We start from the raw sequence: 23,213 nt of genomic DNA, 5'->3' as shown, positions 1-23,213 counted from the left end.
ATGACCACCCTCTGGATCGACGCGACCGCGGGAGTCGCGGGCGACATGCTGCTCGGCGCCCTCATCGACGCAGGAGCCCCGATCGGGGGAGTGCGCGCCGCGATCGACGCGGTCGTCCCCGGCGCGATCGAGCTGTCGACCGAGCAGACCCGCCGCGGCGCGATGCGCGCCCGCCGGGCCCGAGTCGTCCAAGTCGGCGACCGCTCGTGCGAACGGACATGGGCGGCGATCCGCGCCCTCCTCGAGGAGTCCGCCCTCCACCCGCTCACCCGTCGACGTTCGCTCGCTGTCTTCGAAGCACTCGCCCGCGTCGAGGCGAAGGTCCACGGCTTCGGCCTCGACGAGGTCCACTTCCACGAGGTGGGCGGCCTCGACGCGATCGCCGACGTCGTCGGGAGCTGCGAGGCGATCCGGCTCCTCGGCGTCGACGAGGTCCGCGCGTCCTGGGTCGCACTCGGCAACGGCCGGGTCCGCGCGGCCCACGGCGCGATGCCCGTGCCCGTGCCCGCCGTCCTCGAACTCGCGACCGGCTGGACGGTCCGGGCACTGCCCGCGAAGGCCGACGCAGCGGACTCCGCGCATCTTCACGAGCACGCGCACGACGAGACGCATCACCACGCGCACGCCCATGAGCACGCCCACGCCCCTCACCCTCACTCCCACGAGGCAGCCCCCGGTCATGAGGAGGAGGCGGCGCTGCCGGCCGATTCTCGCGACATCGGTGAGCTCGCGACCCCGACGGGCCTCGCCCTCATCCGCGCCCTCGCCCCCGCCGCGAGCAGCCTCCCCTCCGGCACGCCGCTCGCGAACGGCGTGGGCGCCGGAGCCAAGGACTTCCCCGCCTGGGCGAACGTCGTCCGCGTCGTCCTCATCGACGAGGACGCGAGCCCCGCGCCGACGAGGGGGGAGGCCGGGCGCGGGGCCCTCCACGCTTCCGCCCCCTCGAACACCGATGATGCGTCCTCGTCCCTCGTCGAGATCGCGGCGAACATCGACGACCTCGATCATCGCCTCGTCCCCGGCGTCATCGACGCCCTCCTCGGGGTCGGCGCCCTCGACGCGTGGGCGACGCCGATCCACATGAAGAAGGGCCGCCCCGCCCTCACGATCTCGGCCCTCGTCGACGACGGGCACCGGGCGGACGCGGTCGAGGTCCTCCTGACGAGGACCTCGACCCTCGGCGTGCGCCAGACGCCGATCCTGCGAACGGCCCTCGACCGCCGGTGGCGCTCGATCGCGATCGACCTGCCGAACGGGAGCGGAACGCTCCTCGTCAAGATCGGCGAACGCCGAGGACGCGTCGTCCACGCGCAGGCCGAATGGTCATCGATCGCCGAGCTCGCCCGCCGCAGCGGATGCCACGAATCCGATCTCGCCCAACGGGCGGCCGCGGCGATCGTCGCCGCGGGGCTCGTGCCGGGGGCCGTCCTCGACGAACACGGGACCGGCACCGATCTCACAGGGAAGGAAGAAGACGATGAGCACTGACAGCATGCGGGCCCTGCGCGCAGGGGCGCGGATCAAACACCTGCCGACGATCCTCGTCATCGCGGGGATCCACCTCCTCGCCCTCGTCCTCCTCATCGCCGGGCGCGCCTGCGGCGCCGTGCCCTTCGCGCTCGCGGCCTTCGCCTACTCGCGGGGCCTCCTCCACGCCCTCGACGCCGACCACCTGTGCATGATCGACGGATCCACCCGCAAGTTCCTCGGCGAAGGGCGCGCCCCCGAAGGCGTCGGCCTCGCCTTCAGCCTCGGCCATTCGACGGTCGTCCTCGTCGCCGGCCTCGCCGTCACGAGCGGCGCGGCATGGATCCGCGACATCGTCGGCGCGGAGTCGGGCGCCGCGAGGGTCCTCGGTCTCATCGGCGCGGGAGTCTCGGCCTCATACCTTCTCGCCGTCGCCGCGGCGAACGTCCCGAACCTCTCCCACCACCACGGCTCGCACGGACCGAAGGGGCCGTGGGCGCGTCTCCTCTCGAAGCCCCTGTCGAAGGTCCGCCACGTCGGGCACATCTACCTCTTCGGGATCCTCTTCGGCCTCGGATTCGACACGGCGTCGACGATCGCCCTCCTCATGATGACCGCGCTCGCGACGATGTCGGGATCGGCCCCGCTCGTCCTCATGGCGCTGCCACTGGCCTTCACGGCGGCCATGACCCTCGGGGACTCCGTGAACGCGAATCTCATGCTCTACGTCTACACGAGCGCCCAGGAGGCGACCCGCGCGCGCTTCAACGCGATCGTCACCGCGATCTCGATCCTGTGCGCGCTCGTCGTCGCCTCGGCGACCCTCATGGGGATCGTCTCCGAAGCGACGGGCCGGCCCCTTCCCGCCCTCGACACGACGCCGATCGCATGGGGGCTCCTCGCCCTCGCCCTCGGCGGCTGCCTCGTCCTCGTCGTCCGCAAGAGCGCGCGCAGTCTCCGCCTCCCGTAGGGCCGGCTTCGACGGGGCGACGGCGTCGCAGCAGGTCGAAGGGCTACAGACCGGCGCGAGCCTCTCGATCATCGCCCGCACGGGTCCGAGCGTTGAGACGCGGGCGGATGCGGCAATGGCTGCGGTTCAAGCTTGACCCCGGAAGGGCCTTCCCGGCTCGCCGACTCCTCGGCACCGGGCGATCGGCCTTCCGGTCGGTGCCCGATGCGCGGACCGGACGCGAAGGAGGAGGAACGATGATCAGAGTCGCGATCAACGGATACGGCAATCTCGGACGAGGCGCGGAGCGCGCGATCGCGAAGAACGACGACATGGAGCTCGTCGTCGTATTCACGCGCCGCGACCCCTCCTCGATCACGACCCTCGGAGCCCCCGTCATCCATGTCGAGGACGCAGCCGGGTGGGTCGACAAGGTCGACGTCTGCCTCAACTGCGGGGGCTCTGCGACCGATCTCGAATATCAGGGTCCGGCGACTGCGGAGTTCTTCCACACGGTCGACTCCTTCGACACGCATGCGAAGATCCCGAGCTATTTCGCTGCGGTCGATGCCGCCGCGAAATACACCGGCCACCTCGCGCTCATCTCAACCGGCTGGGATCCTGGGCTCTTCTCGATGCTCCGCGTCCTCGGAGACGCGGTCCTGCCCGATGGGACCTCGACGACCTTCTGGGGCCCGGGAGTGTCCCAGGGGCATTCGGACGCGATCCGCCGCATCGACGGGGTGCTCGACGCCCGCCAGTACACGCTTCCCGTGCCCGAAACCGTCGAGGCCGTGAAGTCCGGCGCCGAGGTCGAACTCACCACCCGTTCGATGCACACGCGCGACTGCTACATCGTCGCCGCCGAGGGCGCCGACCTCGACCGGATCGCGAAGGAGGTCACCGAGATGCCCGACTACTTCGCCGACTACGACACGACGGTCCATTTCATCACGGCCGAGGAGATGGCGGAGTACCACGCGGGTCTGCCCCACGGCGGCACGGTCATCCGCAAGGGGAAGACCTCCGAGGGGACGGGGCAGCGGATCGGCTTTGAGCTCGAACTCGACTCGAATCCGGAGTTCACAGGATCCGTCCTCGCCGCCATGGGCCGTGCGGTCGCCCGCATGGCGGCGCGGGGCGAGTCCGGTGCGCGCACGGTCTTCGACATCACCCTGGCCGACCTGTCGCCGCACGATCCGGATGATCTACGAGCCCACTGGCTCTGATTCCTCCCTTCAGGACGCACCGCCCCGCCCTCGATGATCGACGAGGGCGGGGCGCGGCGCTTGAAGCGGGGAGGGGAGGGACTACAGCATGAGCGCGGCGGTCCACGCGAAGAGGAGCATCCCGATGTTGCAGTGGAGGAAGGTCGGGATCACCGTCTCGCGGATGTGGTCGTGGCGCCCGTCGGCGCCCAAGCCCGCCGAGACGCCGAGGGAGATCGTCGAGGCCGGGGAGCCAGCGTCGCCAAGGGCCGCCGCGGCGCCGAGGAGGCACATCGTCGCGAGCGGCGAGAATCCGAGCTCGAGGGCGAGCGGAATGTAGATCGGCGCGAGGATCGGGACGGAGGCGAAGGAGTCGCCGAATCCGATCGTGATGAACAGGCCCATGAGGAGCATGAGGAAGGAGCCGAGGACCTTCGAACCGCCGACGAAGGCGGTTGCCGCCGAGATGAGGGGCTCGACCTCGCCGGTCGCGCTGAGAAGGCCCGCGAAGCCGGAGGCGACGGTGATGATGACGGCGATCTGCGCCATCATGAGGAGCCCTCGGGTGAAGACGTCGTCCTGTTCATTCCACCGGAAGATCCCCGCGATGGTGAGGAGGATGAATCCGATCATCGAGCCGACGAGGAGGGAGTCGAAGGCGATCTGGAAGAAGAGCGCGACTGCGAGGGCGAGGAGCGTCATGACGAGGGGGAAGGGGCGGAGCCTCGCCTCGACGCCCGTCCGCATCGCGAGGGGTGAGCCGGGAAGGGGCTCGCCGTAGTCGCGCGGCTTGCGGTACATGACGAGGACGGCGAAGGCCATGCCGGCGACGAGGCCCATGACCGGCCAGAACATCGCCTTCGGCGCCATGGAGGCGGTGGCGCTGAGCCCGTAGGCGGCGCCGAACTCGTTGACGTTGGCGAGGAGGATCTCGTTGAGGTAGATCGCGCCGAAGCCGGTCGGCAGGAGGAGGTAGGAGGCGCTCATCGAGCAGGCGAGGATCGCGGCGACGGCCCGACGGTCGACGCGCAGCCGGTTGAGGATGGGCAGGAGCGGCGGGATGAGGATCGGGATGAAGGCGATGTGGACGGGGATGAGGTTCTGAGACAGGAGGGAGGCGAGGATGAAGAGCCCGTAGAGCGCCCACTTCACTCCTCGCGAGACGCTTCCCGAGTCGGCGCCGGCCTTCTTCGAGACCCACTGGGCGAAGACCTCGATGATGCCGGAGCGTGACAGGGCGACGGCGAGGGCGCCGACCATGACGTAGGTGAGGCCGACTTGCGCGCCGCTGAGGAGGCTGTCGTTGAAGCCCGCGAGGGTCCCCTCCATGCCGAGGCCCGCGTGGAGGCCGCCGATGAGCGCGGCTGAGAGGAGGGCGATGGTGACGGGGACCTTGATGAGGCAGAGGGCGACCATCGCGGCGATCGCGAGGATGATCGAGTTGACGCGGTGGCCGGACAGGTCGAGGGCGAGGGTGACGAGGGCGATCGCGCCGATCGTGAGGATCGAGGGGAGGGGGAGGATCTCCTTGAAGGGCGGTCGGCCGGGCGTTTCTGCGGGCGCGGGAGCCAGTGAGGGGGCGGTATCGGTCGGCATGGGAGTCTCCTGTGCTGAGGTACTCCGATGGTATAGATCGGGTAAAGGAATGGCATTGATGCTCAAGGGGTGGACCGACTCGGGGACTTCGGGGCCATCTGCGTCAAGTGATCCTGAAATGCCTGTTCGACCTTCTATTGTTGTCTTGTTCGACTTCCATCAACGATGACTGGTGACTGGTATGAAGAAAATTCTCGGCATCCTCATAGGAGTTCTCATCGGGGGGGGGGGTAGTCTTCACAGCCTTCCACATCGGTAAGCTTCTCGGATCCCCGCTGATTGAGACGAACTCCGTGACGACGGATTCCAGGGTCGTGGAATCGATCCAGCGAGAGGAGAAGATCGTCCTTCTCGCCCTCGGGATCCAGGGGATCGAGCGGAAGGAGGAGGCGACGAAGGTCGGAGGCTTCACCATCCCCGGGTCAGCGAAGGTGTCCTACTTCCAGTACAAATTCGACGCGCAGCTGGGCCTCAACGGGAAGAGCGTGACCGTGGAGAAGACGGGGGACACCGAGTACACGATCACCGTGCCGGATTTCGAGTTCCTCGGTTTCAACAACCCCCGCTTCGAAGTCGCCGTTGAGGACAACGGCGTCGTTAGCTTCATCACCCCGGATATCGACGAATCCGCGGCGATCACGGAGATCCTCAATGATTCGAGGAAGGAGCAGCACATCGCGGATAATGCGGAGTTCCTCCGGATGCAGTGCGAGAGCTTTTACGGCGGGATCATCCGCGGAATCGATCCGAGTCTCACGGTGAAATTCGAATACTCGGGGAGCTGACTCGTCCGCGATGCGCGCTCGCGAACGGGCGCACATGTCTTGATCTCATTTCAGCATGTCTTGATCTCATTTCACAAGGATGACGGTATGGAGAAGACGCAGGGTCAATCGATGATCCCGCAGGAGGCGAGCGGCGCCGATGAAGCGCTGTCGAGCACCGAAGCGCCCCTCGCGGAACTGACGGCGGAGCAGCAAGCCGAGGCGCAGGCCTTCGCGCTGAGCTTCCTCAAAACGGTCATACGCCTCAAGGGGGTGAAGATCGAGCGCGGGGACTTCCTGAGGAAGGAGCTCCGCAAGACGGGATGCTCGGACGCGAAGATCGCAGAGGCGCTGTCGTCGACGCCGGCGCAGGCGGGATTCTCGATCGAGCAGCTCGATGCGCTGGCGCGGACGAGCATCGATTTCGAGACCAAGAAATCCGCCGCACTCTCCTTCGCGGCGGGGCTCCCGGGCGGACTCGCGATGCTCGCAACCGTCCCCGGCGATGTCACTCAGTACTACGTCCACGCCTTCCGTATCATGCAGAAGCTCTCCTACCTCTACGGTTGGCAGGACTTCCTCGGCGACCTCGAAGCGGCTGACGATGAGACCGTCGCTCATCTCGCGGTCTTCCTCGGCGTGATGATGGGCGTGGGCGGCGCCTCCCTCTCTCTTGCGAACTTCGCCCAGCAGGTCGCCCGTCCGGCGATCCAGAAGCAGATCGCGAACAAGGCGCTGACGAAGACCGTTTGGTACCCGGTGGTGCAGAAGACGCTCAAGCTCATCGGGGTGAAGATCACCAAGGATTCCTTCGCGAAGGGCGTGACGAAGGTGATTCCCGTCGCCGGCGGAGTGATCTCCGGAGGCATGACCCTCGTCTCGTTGAAGAGTCAATCGACCCGTTTGCTCAAGCACCTCCGAGAACTCCCGCCACCGGGAGTGGATGCGGCCGAGTACCTCGAGGCGGTGAGGATGACGAGCTTCGCCGGGGACGCGGACACCTTGGGCGACAAGACGAAGGCGATGATCGGGGACACCACGGCCGCCATGGCCAGCGGGGCGAGGACCGTCGCGGATGCCGCTGCCGGGGGAGCGAAGAACGCCGCGAGGGAGGCCGCGAAACGCATGAAGGGGCTCACCGGTCTTCGGAAGAAGACCGTTCCCGAGGAGGAGGGTCAGGCCTAGAGCCCTCCCGTGCAGCGCGAAGCCGGCCCGCCCTCGTCACTCACGAGGGCGGGCCGGTGCGCATGCGGGAGGCGAGGATCCCCCGCCCTCGCCGGGGCCTCAGGCCGTGAGCCCGAGCCGCCTGCCGAGCCAATCGAGCTGATCGGGAAGCGCCTGCGACCACACGGACCACGAGTGCCCGCCGGGATAGGTGCGCAACTCGACCTCGAGACCCGCGCGCTTCGCAGCGGCGGCTAGGTCTTCGACTCCGGGCCGATACCCGGAGTCCTCAGCGCCGACCGAGAGGATCCCCGCGACGCCGGAATAGCGGTTCTTCGAGAAGAGGGCGAGCGGATCATTCGCCTCATAGGCCGCGCGATCCCCGCCGAATCCTTCTGCGATCGTCCGCTCGACGGAGCCGAGGCTCGGGTGGAGCTCGGAGGACATCGACAGGAACGAGCGGTACACGGGGCTCTCGGAGGAACGCGCGACCACCTGGAGGGTGCAGGTGCCCCCGTTCGACAGGCCCCCGATCGCCCAGCGCGCATGGTCGCCCGACACCGGGAGATGGGCGGCCGCCCATGCGGGGACGTCCTTCTCGATGTAGGTCGCGACCCTGCCGTCCACCGCGTCGGAGCACAGGGGATTAGCGAGGGCGGAGCCGAGCGGGTCGACGACGAGCACGATCGGGGCGAGCCCGGCGTGCGCGCCCGCCCACGCATCCATCGATTCCTTGAGGCGCCCCGCGGTGAACCACTGCTTCGGCTCGCCGGGCTGACCGGCCATGAGGACGAGAAGGGGGAGCTTCGGCGCTGCGTCGACGAGGGCGGCGGGCGGGACGTAGATCCACGCGTCGCGCGGACGGAAGACCGGATCGGAGGCGGGAACAGGCGCGGTGAGGAGCTTCCCGGACGCGGGCATCGAATCCGGGGCGGTCCACTCCGTCTCAAGGGGAGCGTTCGAGGTCCCCTCCGCGGCGGAATCGGGCGTGATCGGCGTCCCGGACGCCGAAGGATCGAGACCGGAATCGGCGAGCGGTTCGGCCTCGAGTCCGAGTCCGAGGGCTGACCCGAGGGTGTAGTAGGCCGCGTAGTGGGCGTTGAGCCCGACACCGGCCGCGCCCGCCGCGAACATGACGGCGGCGAGGGCGCCGATCAGCCGAAGGAAGGGGCGGGCTCGCGGGCCCTCATCGGCCGCTCGGCCTCTTCGGGAGCGGGCGGAGCCGAGGGAGCGGGCGGAGCCGAGGGCGCAGGCGGCGATCGCCTCCTCGACGACGAGAAGAACTGCGCCCGTCCACGCCCACACGATCCACCCGAAGCCATCGGCGACGGGCCTCCACACCACGTCGACCCCGAATCGGAGCACGACCGTGACGAGAAGCGCCGCGAAGAGCATGAAAAGGTGAGTCCTGGCGCGCAGGCGCCTCGTCGACGCTCCCCAGAGGACGATGAGGACGAGGAGCACCGCGATGATCGCCCCGGGCGTCGCCGCGGGGCCGAGGAGGCGCACCTGATCGACGAGCTCACTCATTCTTCATGAGCCTCTGCGCGAAGCGCGCCGCGTCGACGGGCCCGAGGTCGGGCAGGTACGCCTTCCCGATCGCCATCGACACGGCCGGGATGTCGAGGACCTCGGGGACTGCGAGGTAAAGGGGCTCGAAGCGGGGCTGGAACTTCTTCTTGAAGAAGAGGAGCGAACGGAATCCGTAGACCGGCTCGAGGAAACCGCCGACCGAATCGAGGACGGGGGCGAAGCGCTGAGCGCTCGTCGAATCGAGCTCCGGGTCCGCGGGGGCGAGCCCCGAATGGGCCAGGGGCGCCCCGGAGAGGGAGAGGATCTGGAGCCCCTCGTCCTTCGCGGCGAGCGCCGCGGAGGCGATGAGGAACTCGATGACCGGGCGGAAGGAGTTGTCCCTTCGCCGCATGACGTCGAGGGTGAGGCCGATGAGTTCGCCCTCCTCGAACACGGGCAGCCAGGAGGTCACCGCGTGCACGGTCCCGTCCTCGTCGATCGCGAGCAGGAGACGGGTGTCCTCATCGTCGATCTCCGCGAGGGAACCGAGGGTGAAGCCCATCTCCGGCAGGGCCTTGTCGCCTGCCCACGCCGTCGAGATCGCGCGGACCTGATCGCGGATCCCCTCGGGAGCGGAGGGGAAGCTCGTCCACTCGGCTCGGATCCCCTCCTTCGCCGCGCGATTGAGGGCCGTGCGGACGTCCTGGAACTTCTTGCCGGTGAAGGCCAGGCCCGGCAGGTCGATGACCGCTTCCTCGGCGACGCGGATCGTCGTCCACCCGAGGCGTCGTGCGACGCGTGCAGTGTCGGCGTGGACCGAGTAGAGCGCGGGGATCATCGAGTCCTCCGACGCGGAGCGGGCGAAGGCGGTGACAGCGGCTTCGAGGGCGCCGGGGGCGGCCGCCGGATCCGTGATCGTCAGGCGCACGCCGGAGGCGGTCCGGTAGGTGACGAGGGCGGAACCGTCCTCGGCGAGCCAGCGCTCATTCCCCGGCCACGTGAGCATCCACCCGAGGGAGCCGGCGCCGACCTCGCGGACGAAGTCCTTCACCTCCATCGCCTTCGCGGAGGGCCTTTCGTCGACGCGGGGCCCCGAGGTCGAGATGAGGAGGACCGACACGGTCCAGGCCGCCCACACGAGCAGAGGCGCCCATTCGACGATGAGGTGCCCGATCGCCGTGACGGGCAGGAGGGTCGGAATGAGGTGCGAGAGCGCTGAGGGCGGGAGGAGGCGCACGAAGAAGTTCCAGGCGAGGAGGGCCGGGGACGCGTCCGGGACCGTCGCGTTCCTGAGGACGGCGCCCGCGGAAACGACCGCGATCCCGACGAGGAGCGGCGCGAGCCCGGCGACGAGGGCGCTGCGCCGGACCGTCCGGCGCGTCGAGCGGACGGTGAACCAGTCCCGGTTCCAGGCGACGAGCGCGACCATCGCGAGGGGGACGAGGACGGGGATGAGGCGGTGCGCGAGGGGGGACAGGGGGAGGAGCACCCGGGTGAGGTCGCCCGTCGCGTTCGAGAACTCGAATTGGAGGGAATCCGCGACGACGCGGGCGAACGCGAATACGGCGATCGTCGATTCGAGGACGATCGTGCCGATCATCGCGCTCCTTCGGCCCTTCGCGAGTTCGTGGGCGAGGGCCGCTTGGAGGAGAAAGGGCATCATCATGAGGAGGCGGGACGTGATCCCCCGGGTGCCGACCGCGGCGAGCGCCTTCTGGCATTCCGCATCCGTCGAGGTCGCGCAGAGGAGGTCGAGGGATTCGGCCGTGAGATCACCAGGATCGAGTCCGAGCGCCGCGGTGGACAGCGGTCCGATCGCGTGCGCGGAGAGGGCGGCGAGGACGGTGCCCGCGGACAGGGTGAGGACCACGAGGGCGATCATGGAGCGTCCGCGGTGGCGGGTGCCGATGAGGGAGCGCGCGTGACGGCCCTTCGGAACGAGGACGAGGCCGAGGAGGGCCCCGACGGTCGCCCCGCCGAGCGCTCCGATGCCCTGGGGGCTGCCGCCGAAGGCGGCGAGGACGATGAGTGCGGCGAAGAGGTAGGCGAGGAGGCGCCGGCGTCCGAGGACCCCCATCCATTGCGAGCCCGCGGCGGCGAGGCCGGCGATCCCGAAGATCGCCGCGATGAGCGGTGTGCGGGCGGCGTGCTCGTCGCCCCAGGTCGATCCCGTGGCGACGAGGATCGCGTGCGCGGCCTGGACGACGAGGACGCCTCCCGCGGCGGACGCGGTGAAAGCGAGGAGCCAGCGCCTCGTGCCCATGACCGCTTCGAAGAGTCCGCCGATGACGAGGAATGCGAGGACGAGGGCGAGGCCCGCGTGCCAGGAGGGCGTCGACCACACGCCGAGGAGGAGCGTCCACAGGCGACCCGGGTCGGAGGCGCGGGCCTCGATGAACTCCTCGCTGATCCCGCCGACGCGGGCGAGGACGGAGACGAGGAGGACGGAGAGGGCGAAGGCGACCGAGGCGGGAGTGCGGCGGGCCCGGTCGAGTGCGGCGTGTCCGACTCGGGAGACGGCCGCTCCGATGCGTCGCAGAGGGGATGCGGGAGGGAGCGCCTCCACTTCCTCGTCGGCGGAAACGGAGCTGGTGGATGGACTCACGGGGACCTCGTTCGGATCGAAGGGCCTGTCGGCCCGGGGAAGCGTCGACACCGATTTTAGAGGGAGGGGGCCGCAATGGGCGGAGAAGGCCGGGCGGGTCCTGCGGCGAGGGGCCGTCGGCGGGCGCCGGGTCGGCAGCGGAGTCAGTAGTAGACGGCGATAGGCCCCTTCGGCCCGTCGAGGACGCGAACCTCGGTGTCGAAGATGCCGGTGAGGATCTCCTCGGTGACGATCTCGGACGGCGCGCCCTGGGCGATGATCCGCCCGTCCTTCATCGCGATGATCGAATCGGCGTAGGCGGCGGCGAAATTGATGTCATGGAGGACGATGACGAAGGTCCGAGCGAGACGATCCGCGGCCTCGCGGATGTTGCGCATCATCTGGACGGAGCGCGCCATGTCGAGGTTGTTGAGCGGCTCGTCGAGGAGGACGCAGTCGGTCTCCTGCGCGAGGACCATTGCGACGTAGGCGCGCTGGCGCTGGCCGCCGGAGAGCTCGTCGATGAAGCGGTCGGCGATCCCTCCGAGATCGAGGAAGGCGATCGCCTCGTCGACGATCCTGAGGTCATCGGGGGTGAGGCGTCCCCTCGAGTAGGGGAATCGTCCGAATCCGACGAGCTGGCGGACCGTGAGGCGGGAGAGGAAGTGGTTCTCCTGGCGCAGGATCGACAAGACCTTGGCGAGGTCGGCGGATTTCGCCTCCGATACGTCGAGGCCGGCGACTTCGATGCGCCCCTCGTCCATGCGCAGGAGCCGGCCTATCAGGGTCAGGAGGGTCGATTTGCCGGCGCCGTTCGGGCCGACGAGCGCGGTGATCCCGCCTCGGGGGATCGTGAGGTCGATCGGACCGATCGCGGTCTCGCTCGAGTAGATCTTCAGGGCGCCGTCGACGCGGATCACAGTCGTCCCTTTCTCAGGATGTGGAGGATGAAGGCCGTGCCGCCGACGGCCTCGATGATCACGCCGACCGAGCCTTGCGCGTAGAAGACGTGGCGGAGGATGAAGTACGAGCCGCCCAGGAGGACGACGCCGATGATCGCGCCGAGCGGGAGGATACGGGAGTGCGCGTGGGTCCCGGAGATCTCGTAGGTCGCCAGGGCGATGAGGAATCCGAGGAAGGACATCGGTCCGACGAGCGAGGTCGAGACCGCCATGAGGACGGCGATGAGCAGGAGGGCGCGCATCCTCACGCTTCGCACCTCGATGCCGAGCCCGGTGGCGATGTGGGGGCCGAGGGCGAGGACGTCGAGGTTCGGCGACATCTTGATCAGCCAGATGCCCGCTGCGAGGGCGAGGGGCGCGGCGAGCAGGAGGCAGGTCGGGTCGGCGTTCGAGATGTTCCCGATGAGCCGGGCGGAGAGGAGGTCGAATTCGGTCGGCGTGAGGAGGCGCTGGAGGTAGGCGGCTCCCGCGCCGAGGCCCGTGCCGATGACGATGCCGATGAGGAGCGTGCGGTGGAGGTCGGTGCGCCCGGTGAACAGGAGCGATCCGAAGAGGAGAGCGGCGAAGCCGACCATGAGGCCCGCCTGGACGAGGTATTCGAGGGGCGCGGGGATCCACGCGAGGCCCGCGGCGCCGAAGAGGAAGACGACGCTCGTCTGGATGAGGCGGTAGAGCGATTCGAATCCCATGATCGAGGGCGTGAGGATCCGGTTGCCCGCGATCGTCTGGAAGGCGATCGTCGCAAGCCCCTGGCACCAGCCGACGAGGAGGATCGCGATGAGGGCGTGGGCGCGGAGCCTCGCGATCCGCCAGAATCCTTCGGTCCCGACGGGCAAGGGGTTGTCCCAGGCGAGGAGCCCGATCGAGACGAGGAGGGCCGCTGCGAGGAGGAGCCCGACGCGGAGGCGATGACGCCTCTCAGAGGCCGGTTCGGCGAAGATCGAGTGGTCGAAGAGGCTTTCACGGGGCGAGGAGGAGGCGCCGGCGCGGGGCGGCCGGGCGGGCGCCGTGAGGGGCTTCGGCTGCTCGTCGGTCGCGGGCGGGGCCGATGGGGAGGGGCGGAGCGCGAGGTCAGTCACCTCGGCCTCCTTTCAGGAGGAGCGCGGTGAAGACGATCGCGCCGAGGAGGGACAGGATCGTTCCGACGGGGATCTCGAAGGGCATGATGATGCTTCGGCCGATGATGTCGCAGGCGGTCACGGTCGCCGCGCCGAGGGCGAGGACGCGGGGGAGGGTGGAGCGGAGGTCGTCGCCGTGGACGAGGGCGACGACGTTGGGGACGATGAGGCCGAGGAAGGGCAGGTTCCCGATGACGACGGTGATGATCCCCGTCGCCGAGGCGACCATCGCGGTCCCCACGAGGATGGTGCGCCCGTGGTCGAGGCCGACTGAGGTCGCGACGTCCTTCCCGAGTCCGGCGACGGTGAAGCGGTCGGCGACGACGGCGATCCCGATGAGGACGAGGAGCACGGCCCACACCGGCTCGTACTGGCCCTCGATCGCCGAGGCGAAGGAGCCCATGAACCAAGCGCCCATCGACTGGAGGGCGTTCGTCGCGAGGGCGACCCACGTCGAGACGGCGCCGACGACGGCGCCGAGCATGATGCCGATGATCGGGACGAGGAGCGCTGAGGTGTCGCGGATCCGTCCGAGGATCGCGAAGAAGAGCATCGTCCCGCCGAAGGAGAAGGCGATCGCGAGGACCATCTTCCACACGATCGGGGCGTCCGGGGTGAGGATGAGGGCGGTGAGCAGGCCCAGGCCCGCCCATTCGGTCGTGCCCGTCGTCGTCGGCTCGACGAAGCGATTGCGGGTGAGTCTTTGCATGACGAGCCCGCAGGTTGCGAGTGCCGCGCCGGCGAGGAGGAGGGAGACGGTGCGGGGGATCCGGGTGAGCAGGAGCATCCGCGTCCCGTCCGGGGCGCCGAAGACGTCGTAGACCCCGACGAGGAGGGAGGCGGCGGCGAGTCCGAGGAGGGCGAGGGTCCAGGAGAGGATCTCGACCGGGGCCGTCACCTTGATTCGCAGGGGCGCGCCGGGGCGGGAGTCGCGGGCCCGGCCCGCGACTCCCGCCGCCGCCCTCGTATCCGAGGGGCGTGAGGTCGAGATCGTCACTTCGCCTGTTCCATGGCGTCGGCGATCTGGGTGAAGAACTCCGTGTAGGTCTGGATCGACTCGTTGACGTAGGTGTCTGCGGGCATGTAGAGGATGCGGCCGTTCTTCACGGCGTCGACGTTCGCGAGGGCGGAGGTGTTCGCGAGGACCTCGTTGGCGGGGACGGGGGTCTTGCCCTGCTTGGCGCCGATGGCCGCGTCGCGGTCCATGACGAGGATCCACGCGGGGTTCGACTGGGCGATCGCCTCGACGGAGACGTCGTCGCCCTCGTGGTCGGTCGAGCCTTCCGAGGACAGGGCGGGGGTCAGGCCGAGGACCGAGTAGATCGGACCGAGGGTCCGGCCCGAGCCGGGGGCCGAGTAGTTGATCTCGCCGCCGGAGACGATGACGGAGAGGACGGTCTGGTCGGAGGAGTAGGCGGCTTTCACGCGGGCGATCGCCTTCTCGAAGTCGGCGACGAGCTCAGCTGCCTTGTCCTCCTTGCCGAAGATCTTCCCGAGGAGGGTCGTGACGCGGATGAGTTCGGCGTCGAGCGGCTTGTCCGGGTCGATGTTGGTGTCGACGAGGGCTGCGCCGGGGACGAGGCCCTTGATCGCGTCGTATTGCTTCTGGAAGCGCTGGCCGTTGAGGACGAGATCGGGATTCGCGGCGACGAGCGCCTCGAGGTTCGGTTCGCGGTGGGAGCCGAGGTCGACGACCGTCTCGTCGGCGGCGTAGGCGGAGGTGCTGGCGATGATCTGGCGCGGTGCGGCTGAGAGCTTCACGCCCCAGTCCTCGAGGGTCTCGAAGATCCGGTTGTCGGTGGCGACGATGCTCTTCGGGGAGGTCGGGACCTCGACTGAGCCGTGGAGGTCCTCGACCGTGATCGTCGCCGGTTTCGCGGCTGCGGACTGGGGTGCGCTCGAGGCGGATTGGGCGGCGGGTTCGCCGCCGTCGGTGCTGCAGGCGGCGAGGGTGAATGCGGTGATGCCGACGAGGGCGAGGGAGACGGCGCGTGCGCGGAGCGCGGTCGAGGCCACGATGGAACTCCTACAAGTCGATTGTCGATGGGCGCACGGTCGTGCGCAGCTCGCACGATATTCGATAGGAGCTCGTGATGTAAATTGTGACTGAGGATAGAAAGGTCACCCTAAGAAGCGCTGGTCATGACTCAGATCCCTCGTCCTCGATCCGCAAGCGCGGAACGGAGACGAGCTCCGGATTCACCCCGGTCTTGTCGGCGTAGAAGGCGCGGATCACATCCATATCCGCCTTCGGATCCCCGCTGAGGCGAATCGAAGGGCCCCAGCCGAAGGTGCGGGTCTTTGCATCCACGTAGCCGAGCGCGACGGGGAGGTCCGCTCCCAGGGCCATCCGGTAGAAACCGGACTTCCAATACTGCCTGGGCGAGCGCGTGCCCTTGGGGGTCAGGACCACGGTGAACTCATCGGCCTCGGCCGCCCTGGCGACCACCTGCCCCACGACCCCGTGCGCCGCGGAGCGGTCGATCGGCATCGCGCCGATCGCACGGACGAAGGGGCCGAGCAGTGGGACCCTCGTCACGGACTCCTTCACGAGGAAATTGAAGGGGCGCCCCAGTGACCAGAAGCACAGGGCCATGAAGACGCCGTCCCAGTTCGAAGTGTGCGGAGCGCCGATGACCAGCGTCTTGTCCTCCAGAGGCTCGTGGATGAAGGTCCAACGCGAGAACAGCATGTAAGTCTTCGCGACGAAGCGGCGGATGCGCATGAGTCCGATTTCAGAGCTCCCGTGCAGATCGGCGGTGTCGAGGGCGCGAGCCGTCGAGGGGCCGGGAGGGCCGGGCCCCGGACGTGCTCACGCGCCCAGAGTAGCGGCTCGACGCGTGGCCGATGTCGCACGTCCCGCCCTCGGGCGCAGCGGCCTGAACGACTAGGATCGGGGGTGCTCATTGCGCCACAGGGGCGCGAGGAATCGAGGAATCACATGCCCGTACGCCAGGACCTGCGCAATGTCGCGATCGTCGCACACGTCGACCACGGCAAGACGACGCTCGTCGACGCGATGCTCTGGCAGTCCGGCGCGTTCTCGGATCGCGACACGGTCGAGAAGACCGGTGAGCGCGTCATGGATTCGGGCGATCTCGAACGCGAGAAGGGCATCACGATCCTCGCCAAGAACACCGCGGTCCACTACCGGGGTCCTGCCGCCCAGAAGCTCGGACTCGAGGACGGCGTCACGATCAACGTCATCGACACCCCCGGCCACGCCGATTTCGGCGGCGAGGTCGAGCGCGGCCTGTCGATGGTCGACGGCGTCGTCCTCATGGTCGACGCCTCGGAAGGGCCCCTTCCCCAGACGCGCTTCGTCCTCCGCAAGGCCCTGCAGGCCCAGCTCCCCGTCGTGGTCGTCGTCAACAAGGTCGATCGGCCCGACTCCCGGATCGACGAGGTCGTCTCCGAGACGACCGACCTCCTCCTCTCCCTCGGCGAGGACCTGCTGAACGACGGCGTGGACGCCGATGTCGATGCGCTGCTCGACGTCCCGGTCGTGTACGCCTGCGCGAAAGCCGGCGTCTCCTCGCTGACCAACCCCGGCAACGGCGTGCAGCCGACCGAAGACCTCGAGCCCCTGTTCGAAACGATCCTGTCGAGGATCCCGGGCCCCTCCTACGAGGAGGGCGTGCCTCTCCAGGCGCACGTGACCAACCTCGACGCCTCCCCCTTCCTCGGGCGCCTCGCGCTCCTGCGCATCCACAACGGCACCCTCACCAAGGGCGCGACCGTCGGCCTCGCCCGTCACGACGGGACGATCAAGTCGGTCCGCGTCACCGAACTCCTGCGCACCGAGGGGCTCGAACGCGTGTCCGCCGAATCCGCGGCCCCGGGCGACATCGTCGCCGTCGCCGGCATCGACGACATCATGATCGGCGAATCCCTCGTCGATCTCGAGGACCCTCGTCCCCTCCCGCTCATCACGGTCGACGATCCGGCGATCTCCATGACCATCGGCATCAACACCTCGCCGATGGCGGGTCGCGTCAAGGGCGCGAAGGTCACGGCCCGGCAGGTGAAGGACCGCCTGGACCGCGAACTCATCGGCAACGTCTCCCTGAAGGTCCTGGCGACCGAGCGCCCCGACGCCTGGGAGGTTCAGGGCCGCGGCGAGCTCGCCCTCGCGATCCTCGTCGAGCAGATGCGCCGCGAAGGATTCGAACTCACCGTCGGCAAGCCGCAGGTCGTCACCAAGGACATCGACGGCGTGCGCTCCGAACCGATGGAGCGCATGACGATCGACATCCCCGAGGAGTACCTCGGCGCCGTCACGCAGCTCCTGGCCGCCCGCAAGGGCCGCATGGAGACGATGGCGAATCACGGCTCGGGCTGGATCCGCCTCGAGTTCGTCGTGCCCGCGCGCGGCCTCATCGGCTTCCGCACGCGCTTCCTCACCGAGACGCGCGGCACCGGCATCGCCTCGTCGATCGCCGACGGCTACGCGCCCTGGCAGGGAGCGATCGAACAGCGCCTCACCGGCTCGCTCGTCGCCGACCGCGCCGGACAGGCGACCCCCTACGCGATGACCAACCTCCAGGAGCGCGGCTCCTTCATCGTCGAACCCGGCTCGGAGGTCTACGAGGGCCAGGTCGTCGGCGAGAACCCGCGCGGCGAGGACATGGACGTCAACATCTGCCGCGAGAAGAAGCAGACGAACACGCGCTCGGCGACGGCCGACGTCTACGAGTCGCTCACGCCCTCGCGCAGGCTCACCCTCGAGGAATCCCTCGAGTTCGCTGCCAACGACGAGTGCGTCGAGGTGACGCCCGAGGCGATCCGCGTGCGCAAGGTCGTCCTCGACGCGCAGGAGCGCTTCAAGATCGCCGCGCGCGAACGCCGCGCCCAGAAGTAGGAGGGGCCTTCGGCCCGCCTCCCGTCCGCACGCGAGAACGGCGGCCCGGGCGGGTCGAAGGTGATGCTCGCGACGGCCGCGGGAGCCGGTTCGAGCCTCCGGATCGACTAGGCTGGGGCCGTGGCCATTGAATTCCCCGAAGAGATCCAAGCACTGCGCACGACGATGGAGAACGTCCTCGCCGTCGTCCAGCCCGAGCGCCTGCGCACCCAGATCGCCGAGCTCGAGAAGCAGGCGACCGCCCCCGACCTGTGGGACGATCCCGCGCACGCCCAGGAGGTCACTTCGGCGCTCTCGCACCGGCAGTCCGAGCTGGATCGGGTGACCCGCATGGTCGATCGGATCGACGACCTCGAGGCCATGGTCGACATGGCCGGTGAAGACCCCGATGAGGCCGCCGAGATCCTCGCCGAGGCCGAGGGCGACCTCGTCTCCTTGAAGTCCGACATCTCCGACCTCGAGATCCGCACCCTCCTCGACGGCGAATACGACGAGCGCAACGCCGTCATCACGATCCGGTCGGGCGCCGGCGGCGTCGACGCCGCCGACTTCGCCGAAATCCTGCTGCGCATGTACCTGCGCTGGGCGGAGCGTCACGGCTACCCGACGAAGGTCATGGACACCTCCTACGCCGAAGAGGCCGGCCTGAAGTCCGCGACCTTCGAAGTCCAGGCCCCCTACGCCTACGGCACCCTGTCCGTCGAGGCCGGCACGCACCGCCTCGTCCGCATCAGCCCCTTCGACAACCAGGGGCGCCGCCAGACCTCCTTCGCGGCGGTCGAGGTCATCCCCCTCATCGAATCGACCGACCACATCGAGATCCCCGAATCCGAACTGAAGATCGACGTCTTCCGCTCCTCGGGCCCCGGCGGCCAGTCGGTGAATACGACGGACTCTGCCGTCCGCATGACGCACATCCCGACCGGCATCGTCGTGTCCATGCAGGATGAGAAGTCGCAGATCCAGAACCGTGCGGCGGCTCTTCGCGTCCTCCAGTCGCGCCTCCTCGTGCTGCGCCACGAAGAGGAGCAGGCGAAGAAGAAGGAGCTCGCGGGCGATGTGAAGGCCTCCTGGGGCGACCAGATGCGCTCCTACGTCCTGCAGCCCTACACAATGGTCAAGGACCTGCGCACGCAGTTCGAGTCCGGCAACCCACAGTCCGTTTTCGACGGGGACATCGACGGCTTCATCAATGCGGGGATCCGCTGGCGCAAGAACCAGCAGAACGAGGCACAGGAGTCCTGAACCCGGAGGCGCAGGAGTCCTGCGCCGTCCGGCTCCTGCGAGCCCCGTCGGGGCGATTCCTCCCCTCGCAGGGGAGGGGAGACGAGGGCGGCGGAGCGGCATGACGATCCCGCGGGCGGGCCGCCTGTGAGTCTCATCGGGTTCCGCTCCGGCCGCGTGTCGCCGAAGAGGCGCGGAGCGCGCGCGCCTAGTCTGGTCGCGACCACTACCCCAGACTGGATGGCTCAATGATTCGATTCGACGATGTCACCATGGTGTACACGCCGGGCGCCAAACCCGCGCTCGATCACGTGTCGCTCGAAGTTGAACGAGGGGAGTTCGTCTTCCTCGTTGGCAAATCCGGCTCGGGGAAATCGACCTTCCTTCAACTCGTCATGCGCGAGCTGAAGACGACTTCGGGGCACGTCTGGGTCCTCGGTCAGGACGTCGCGCGCCTGTCGAACTGGGCGGTGCCGAAGCTGCGCAGGCAGATCGGAACGGTCTTCCAGGACTTCCGCCTCCTCCCGTCCAAGACGGTCTACGAGAACGTCGCCCTCGCGATGCAGGTCATCGGCAAGCCGAAGCACGCGATTCGCTCCGCTGTCCCCGAGGCGCTCGAACTCGTCGACCTCGCGGGCAAGGAGAAGCGACTGCCTCACGAGCTGTCCGGCGGTGAGGAGCAGCGCGTGGCGATTGCGCGCGCGATGGTCAACCGGCCCGAGCTCCTGCTCGCCGACGAGCCGACGGGCAACCTCGACCCGGATACCTCGCTCGGCATCATGAGGCTCCTCGACCGGATCAACCGGACCGGGACGACCGTCGTCATGGCGACGCACGATGCCGACATTGTGAACCAGATGCGCAAGCGCGTCATCGAGCTCCAGGGCGGCCAGATCGTGCGCGATCAGTCGCGCGGCGTCTACGGATCGGCGAGGTGATCCGATGAAGCTCCGTTTCATTCTCTCCGAGGTCGGCAAGGGCCTGTCCCGCAATCGGGCGATGTCCGTCGCCGTCGTCCTCGTGACCTTCGTCTCCCTCCTCTTCGTGGGCGTGGCCGGCCTGTCTCAGATGCAGGTCATGCGCATGAAGTCCCAGTGGTACGACAAGATCGAAGTGTCGATCTACATGTGCGCCATCGACGACGGGACGCCCTCGTGCAACGGTGAAGAGGCGAGCGAAGAGCAGATCGCGACCGTGAGGGAGAAGCTGAACTCATCGGCGATGACGGCGTACGTCAAGAACGTCTACGAGGAGTCGAAGGAAGAGGCGTACGCGAACTTCCAGAAGCTCTACGGCGACTCGACGATCGGCCAGTGGACCAGCGCCGACATGATGCAGGTCTCCTTCCGGGTCAAGCTCGTCGACCCCGAGCAGTACTCGATCATCAAAGAGGAGTTCTCCGGCGTTCCGGGAGTCTCCGAAGTCAAGGACCAGCGCGAGATCATCGAGCCCCTGTTCCGCGTGATCGACGCGGCCAGGATGCTCGCCCTCGGCCTCGGCGCGGTGATGATCATCGCCGCAGTCCTCCTGATCTCGACGACGATCCGCCTGTCCGCCATGAGCCGCGAGCAGGAGACCCAGATCATGCGCTACGTCGGCGCCTCCAACCTGTTCATCCAGGCCCCCTTCATGATCGAGGGCGCCCTCGCCGCCGTCACCGGGGCGTTGCTCTCGGTCGGCGCGCTGTTCGCCGGCGTCCACTTCCTGGTTCAGGGGTGGCTCGCTCCGGCCTTCAAATGGACGAGCTTCGTCGGCCTGACCGAGGTCGGCATCATGATGCCGATCCTCATCCTCGCGGCCGTCCTCCTCGCCCTCGTCGCCTCCGCCTGGTCGCTCGCCAAGTACACGAAGGTCTGATGAACGTGCCTCTTCATCCGCACAGTAGGCTCCTCAGGGGCCGCGCGCTGGCAGTCGGCGCGGTGGTCGCCCTCACGGCGCTGGTCACGACGGTGACGCCGTCCGCGGCGGACGACCGTGACGATGTCGAGCGCCAGCGTGACGCCGCGTCGAACCAGGTCGATCAGCTCTCGGCCGACCTGGAGGGGATCGACTCCGAGCTCGCCGCGATCTACGTGGATCTGCAAACGGCGAACGAGCGCATTCCCGAGGCCGAGAAGCAGCTGGAGGACGCCCGGAAACGGCGCGACACGGCGAACCGTGAACACGAGGTCGCCATCGGCCAGCTCAGTGCGGCGCAGGCCGAGAAGGACCGGTTCGTCGAGTCCTCGCAGGCCGCTCAGGCGAAGGAGGAGCTCGCCAACGAGGCGATCGGCCAGCTGGCCCGTCAGATGTACCGGAACGGCTCGGATTCACCGGCCGTCGTCGCATTCACCAAGTCGGGTACGGAGAACATCGGTCAGCGGGCGGCGGCGGCCGATGCGATGGCCCGCTCCCAATCCCAGGCGATCGCGGCCGCTATCGACGTGAGGACCCGTCAGCGCACTCAGGAGAGCAGGCAGACGTCCATCACTGATCGCATCAGCGCGCTCGAGAAGACGGCGGCCGATACGCTCGCAGCCGCGCAGAAGGCGGAGAGTGACGCGCAAGCGGGACTCGCTGCTCTTGAGAAGGCCAAGAGCGACGCGGAGACCAAGCAGGCCGCCTGGGATGCCCGGAAGTCGGAAGCGGCGGATCAGCTGAGGAAGGCGCAGGACGACTACAAGGCCCTCAACGATCGTCTCGCGGCGATCGATGCTGCAGCGGCGGCCCAGGGCGCGGTGCCGCAGAGCTCGGCCAGCGGTCTCACCTTCCCCCTGCGGATCCCGATGGTCATGACCTCCCCGTACGGCATGCGCCTGCATCCCGTCATTGGGATCTGGCGCCTTCACGACGGCACGGACTTCGCGGCCTCTTGCGGCACCCCGCTTTATTCCTCGGCGCCCGGATACGTGAGCGATGCGAGCTGGGACGAGGGCGGCGGCAATACCATCTCCATCAACCACGGGACGATCGGCGGCGCCCAGGTCTCAACGAGCTACCTGCATCTTCAGGCACCGGCCTCCATTTCCGTCGGCCAGTACGTCGACACGAACACGGTCATCGGCTACGTCGGCACGACCGGGTATTCGACGGGATGCCACCTGCACTTCACGGTGCGCGTCAACGGAGGGACCGTCGATCCGATGGGCTACCTGTGACCGTAGGCGTTAATATTGTCCTTCTGTTGCGCGGGGCTCCGCCCTCGACAACCTGAGACCGGAGAAAGGGGGTGCGCTGTGCCCAAAGAATGGAAGAAGCCCAAGCTGACTGAGGGCGAGCGTCGCAAGGCGGCATCCGATGCGAAGAAGACGATCGCGCGCAACAAGAAGGCGCGCCACGACTATCTCATCGAGGACACCTGGGAGGCCGGACTGGTCCTGACGGGGACCGAGGTGAAGGCCCTGCGGATGGGGCGCGCCTCGCTGGTCGACTCCTGGGTCGAGGCGAAGAACGGCGAAGCCTGGCTCTACGGCGCGAACATCCCCATGTACGCCCAGGGCTCGTGGACGAATCACGCGCCAACCCGTAAGCGCAAGCTCCTGCTCCATCGCTCGGAGATCCTGCGGATCGAGCAGAAGGTCCAGGCCAAGGGGTACACGGTCGTCCCGCTCGAGCTCTATTTCATCGGAGGCCGCGCGAAGGTCGAGATCGCCCTGGCGAAGGGCAAACAGGAGTTCGACAAGCGTCATGCGCTTCGCGAGAAGCAGGACAAGCGCGAAGCCGAACGTGCGATGAGCCGCTATGTGAAGCGTCCGCAGCGCTGAATCGGAGGATGTCGTGGGAGTGATCGAATACGAACCGCACGAGGGCCTCTTCGCCAAACTC

The 23,213-nt window shown here is 68.2% G+C and carries 19 protein-coding genes; 11 read left to right on the top strand and 8 right to left on the bottom strand.

The features are described 5' to 3' along the window. The 3 genes from larC to HD592_RS08940 all read left to right on the top strand — a co-directional run bounded on the left by larC (nt 1) and on the right by HD592_RS08940 (nt 3,645). Complete coding sequence (larC, locus tag HD592_RS08950) at nt 1-1,488, top strand: nickel pincer cofactor biosynthesis protein LarC (protein WP_184453482.1); 1,488 nt, start codon at nt 1-3, stop codon at nt 1,486-1,488. Then, the gene (locus HD592_RS08945; RefSeq protein WP_184453480.1) at nt 1,478-2,437 is read left to right on the top strand and encodes a HoxN/HupN/NixA family nickel/cobalt transporter; all 960 of its coding nucleotides are present in this window, start codon (nt 1,478-1,480) and stop codon (nt 2,435-2,437) included. Before larC ends, HD592_RS08945 begins: the two co-directional genes overlap by 11 nt. Before the next feature lie 236 nt (nt 2,438-2,673). Further along, on the top strand, nt 2,674-3,645 hold the full coding sequence (locus tag HD592_RS08940; RefSeq protein ID WP_184453478.1) for a diaminopimelate dehydrogenase: 972 nt from the start codon (nt 2,674-2,676) through the stop codon (nt 3,643-3,645). Between the two features lie 81 nt (nt 3,646-3,726). Here HD592_RS08940 and HD592_RS08935 read toward each other — a convergent pair whose 3' ends face one another. Continuing rightward, nucleotides 3,727-5,220 (bottom strand): Na+/H+ antiporter NhaC family protein, encoded by a 1,494-nt coding sequence (locus HD592_RS08935; RefSeq protein WP_184453476.1) that lies wholly within the window; start codon nt 5,218-5,220, stop codon nt 3,727-3,729. A gap of 293 nt (nt 5,221-5,513) precedes the next feature. Here HD592_RS08935 and HD592_RS08930 point away from each other — a divergent pair, with 293 nt between their 5' ends. Both HD592_RS08930 and HD592_RS08925 read left to right on the top strand, forming a co-directional pair. Beyond that, nucleotides 5,514-6,005 (top strand): DUF1997 domain-containing protein, encoded by a 492-nt coding sequence (locus tag HD592_RS08930; protein ID WP_184453474.1) that lies wholly within the window; start codon nt 5,514-5,516, stop codon nt 6,003-6,005. 87 nt (nt 6,006-6,092) lie between these two features. Continuing rightward, the gene (locus tag HD592_RS08925; RefSeq protein WP_184453473.1) at nt 6,093-7,169 is read left to right on the top strand and encodes a hypothetical protein; all 1,077 of its coding nucleotides are present in this window, start codon (nt 6,093-6,095) and stop codon (nt 7,167-7,169) included. Between the two features lie 99 nt (nt 7,170-7,268). Here the strand turns inward: HD592_RS08925 and HD592_RS08920 are convergent, their stop codons facing one another. The 7 genes from HD592_RS08920 to HD592_RS08890 form a co-directional block, all read right to left on the bottom strand. Then, the gene (locus tag HD592_RS08920) at nt 7,269-8,678 is read right to left on the bottom strand and encodes an alpha/beta hydrolase (RefSeq protein WP_184453471.1); all 1,410 of its coding nucleotides are present in this window, start codon (nt 8,676-8,678) and stop codon (nt 7,269-7,271) included. Beyond that, nucleotides 8,671-11,265, bottom strand: coding sequence for a phosphatidylglycerol lysyltransferase domain-containing protein (locus HD592_RS12495; RefSeq protein WP_184453469.1), 2,595 nt, complete (start codon nt 11,263-11,265; stop codon nt 8,671-8,673). Before HD592_RS12495 ends, HD592_RS08920 begins: the two co-directional genes overlap by 8 nt. A gap of 143 nt (nt 11,266-11,408) precedes the next feature. Beyond that, nucleotides 11,409-12,164: an ATP-binding cassette domain-containing protein gene (locus HD592_RS08910; RefSeq protein ID WP_184453467.1), complete on the bottom strand. Its 756-nt coding sequence runs from the start codon at nt 12,162-12,164 to the stop codon at nt 11,409-11,411. Further along, entirely contained in the window at nt 12,161-13,285 is a 1,125-nt protein-coding gene (locus HD592_RS08905) for an iron chelate uptake ABC transporter family permease subunit (RefSeq protein ID WP_221437866.1), read from the bottom strand. The genes HD592_RS08910 and HD592_RS08905 overlap by 4 nt, the downstream gene beginning before the upstream one ends. After that, nucleotides 13,278-14,321, bottom strand: coding sequence for an ABC transporter permease (locus HD592_RS08900; RefSeq protein ID WP_343058783.1), 1,044 nt, complete (start codon nt 14,319-14,321; stop codon nt 13,278-13,280). Before HD592_RS08900 ends, HD592_RS08905 begins: the two co-directional genes overlap by 8 nt. Beyond that, nucleotides 14,318-15,340 (bottom strand): ABC transporter substrate-binding protein, encoded by a 1,023-nt coding sequence (locus HD592_RS08895; protein WP_184453465.1) that lies wholly within the window; start codon nt 15,338-15,340, stop codon nt 14,318-14,320. Before HD592_RS08895 ends, HD592_RS08900 begins: the two co-directional genes overlap by 4 nt. 124 nt (nt 15,341-15,464) lie before the next feature. Beyond that, nucleotides 15,465-16,049, bottom strand: a complete 585-nt coding sequence (locus tag HD592_RS08890; protein WP_184453463.1) for a 1-acyl-sn-glycerol-3-phosphate acyltransferase — start codon at nt 16,047-16,049, stop codon at nt 15,465-15,467. 216 nt (nt 16,050-16,265) lie between these two features. Between HD592_RS08890 and typA the strand changes: the two genes are divergently transcribed. The 6 genes from typA (at nt 16,266) to smpB (ending at nt 23,152) form a co-directional block, all read left to right on the top strand. Further along, nucleotides 16,266-18,185 carry a translational GTPase TypA gene (gene typA, locus HD592_RS08885; protein ID WP_184453461.1) on the top strand — a complete coding sequence of 640 codons (1,920 nt, stop codon included), beginning with the start codon at nt 16,266-16,268 and terminating at the stop codon, nt 18,183-18,185. Between the two features lie 120 nt (nt 18,186-18,305). Beyond that, the gene (gene prfB, locus HD592_RS08880) at nt 18,306-19,430 is read left to right on the top strand and encodes a peptide chain release factor 2 (RefSeq protein ID WP_184453459.1); all 1,125 of its coding nucleotides are present in this window, start codon (nt 18,306-18,308) and stop codon (nt 19,428-19,430) included. Nucleotides 19,431-19,657: 227 nt separating this feature from the next. Next, nucleotides 19,658-20,347 carry a cell division ATP-binding protein FtsE gene (gene ftsE, locus HD592_RS08875; protein ID WP_154476485.1) on the top strand — a complete coding sequence of 230 codons (690 nt, stop codon included), beginning with the start codon at nt 19,658-19,660 and terminating at the stop codon, nt 20,345-20,347. A 4-nt stretch (nt 20,348-20,351) separates the two neighbouring features. Next, nucleotides 20,352-21,266 carry a permease-like cell division protein FtsX gene (gene ftsX, locus HD592_RS08870; RefSeq protein ID WP_184453457.1) on the top strand — a complete coding sequence of 305 codons (915 nt, stop codon included), beginning with the start codon at nt 20,352-20,354 and terminating at the stop codon, nt 21,264-21,266. Next, nucleotides 21,266-22,546, top strand: a complete 1,281-nt coding sequence (locus HD592_RS08865; RefSeq protein WP_184453455.1) for a M23 family metallopeptidase — start codon at nt 21,266-21,268, stop codon at nt 22,544-22,546. The genes ftsX and HD592_RS08865 overlap by 1 nt, the downstream gene beginning before the upstream one ends. A gap of 78 nt (nt 22,547-22,624) precedes the next feature. Further along, on the top strand, nt 22,625-23,152 hold the full coding sequence (smpB, locus tag HD592_RS08860; RefSeq protein ID WP_184453453.1) for an SsrA-binding protein SmpB: 528 nt from the start codon (nt 22,625-22,627) through the stop codon (nt 23,150-23,152). Nucleotides 23,153-23,213 lie beyond the last annotated feature (61 nt).

Source organism: Schaalia hyovaginalis (genome assembly GCF_014208035.1).
Taxonomy (GTDB): Bacteria; Actinomycetota; Actinomycetes; order Actinomycetales; family Actinomycetaceae; genus Pauljensenia; species Pauljensenia hyovaginalis.
The sequence above is the reverse complement of the archived record's forward strand: the minus strand, read 5'-3'. Positions and strand labels throughout refer to the sequence as shown.

Excerpts from the sequence above, each read along its gene's own strand:
- HD592_RS08920 (WP_184453471.1), bottom strand. The coding sequence starts at position 8,678 with ATGAGTGAGCTCGTCGATCAGGTGCGCCTCCTCGGCCCCGCGGCGACG.
- HD592_RS08940 (WP_184453478.1), top strand. The coding sequence starts at position 2,674 with ATGATCAGAGTCGCGATCAACGGATACGGCAATCTCGGACGAGGCGCG.
- HD592_RS08890 (WP_184453463.1), bottom strand. The coding sequence starts at position 16,049 with ATGCGCATCCGCCGCTTCGTCGCGAAGACTTACATGCTGTTCTCGCGT.
- ftsX (WP_184453457.1), top strand. The coding sequence starts at position 20,352 with ATGAAGCTCCGTTTCATTCTCTCCGAGGTCGGCAAGGGCCTGTCCCGC.
- HD592_RS08945 (WP_184453480.1), top strand. The coding sequence starts at position 1,478 with ATGAGCACTGACAGCATGCGGGCCCTGCGCGCAGGGGCGCGGATCAAA.
- HD592_RS08865 (WP_184453455.1), top strand. The coding sequence starts at position 21,266 with ATGAACGTGCCTCTTCATCCGCACAGTAGGCTCCTCAGGGGCCGCGCG.
- typA (WP_184453461.1), top strand. The coding sequence starts at position 16,266 with ATGCCCGTACGCCAGGACCTGCGCAATGTCGCGATCGTCGCACACGTC.
- larC (WP_184453482.1), top strand. The coding sequence starts at position 1 with ATGACCACCCTCTGGATCGACGCGACCGCGGGAGTCGCGGGCGACATG.
- HD592_RS08935 (WP_184453476.1), bottom strand. The coding sequence starts at position 5,220 with ATGCCGACCGATACCGCCCCCTCACTGGCTCCCGCGCCCGCAGAAACG.
- ftsE (WP_154476485.1), top strand. The coding sequence starts at position 19,658 with ATGATTCGATTCGACGATGTCACCATGGTGTACACGCCGGGCGCCAAA.
- HD592_RS08925 (WP_184453473.1), top strand. The coding sequence starts at position 6,093 with ATGGAGAAGACGCAGGGTCAATCGATGATCCCGCAGGAGGCGAGCGGC.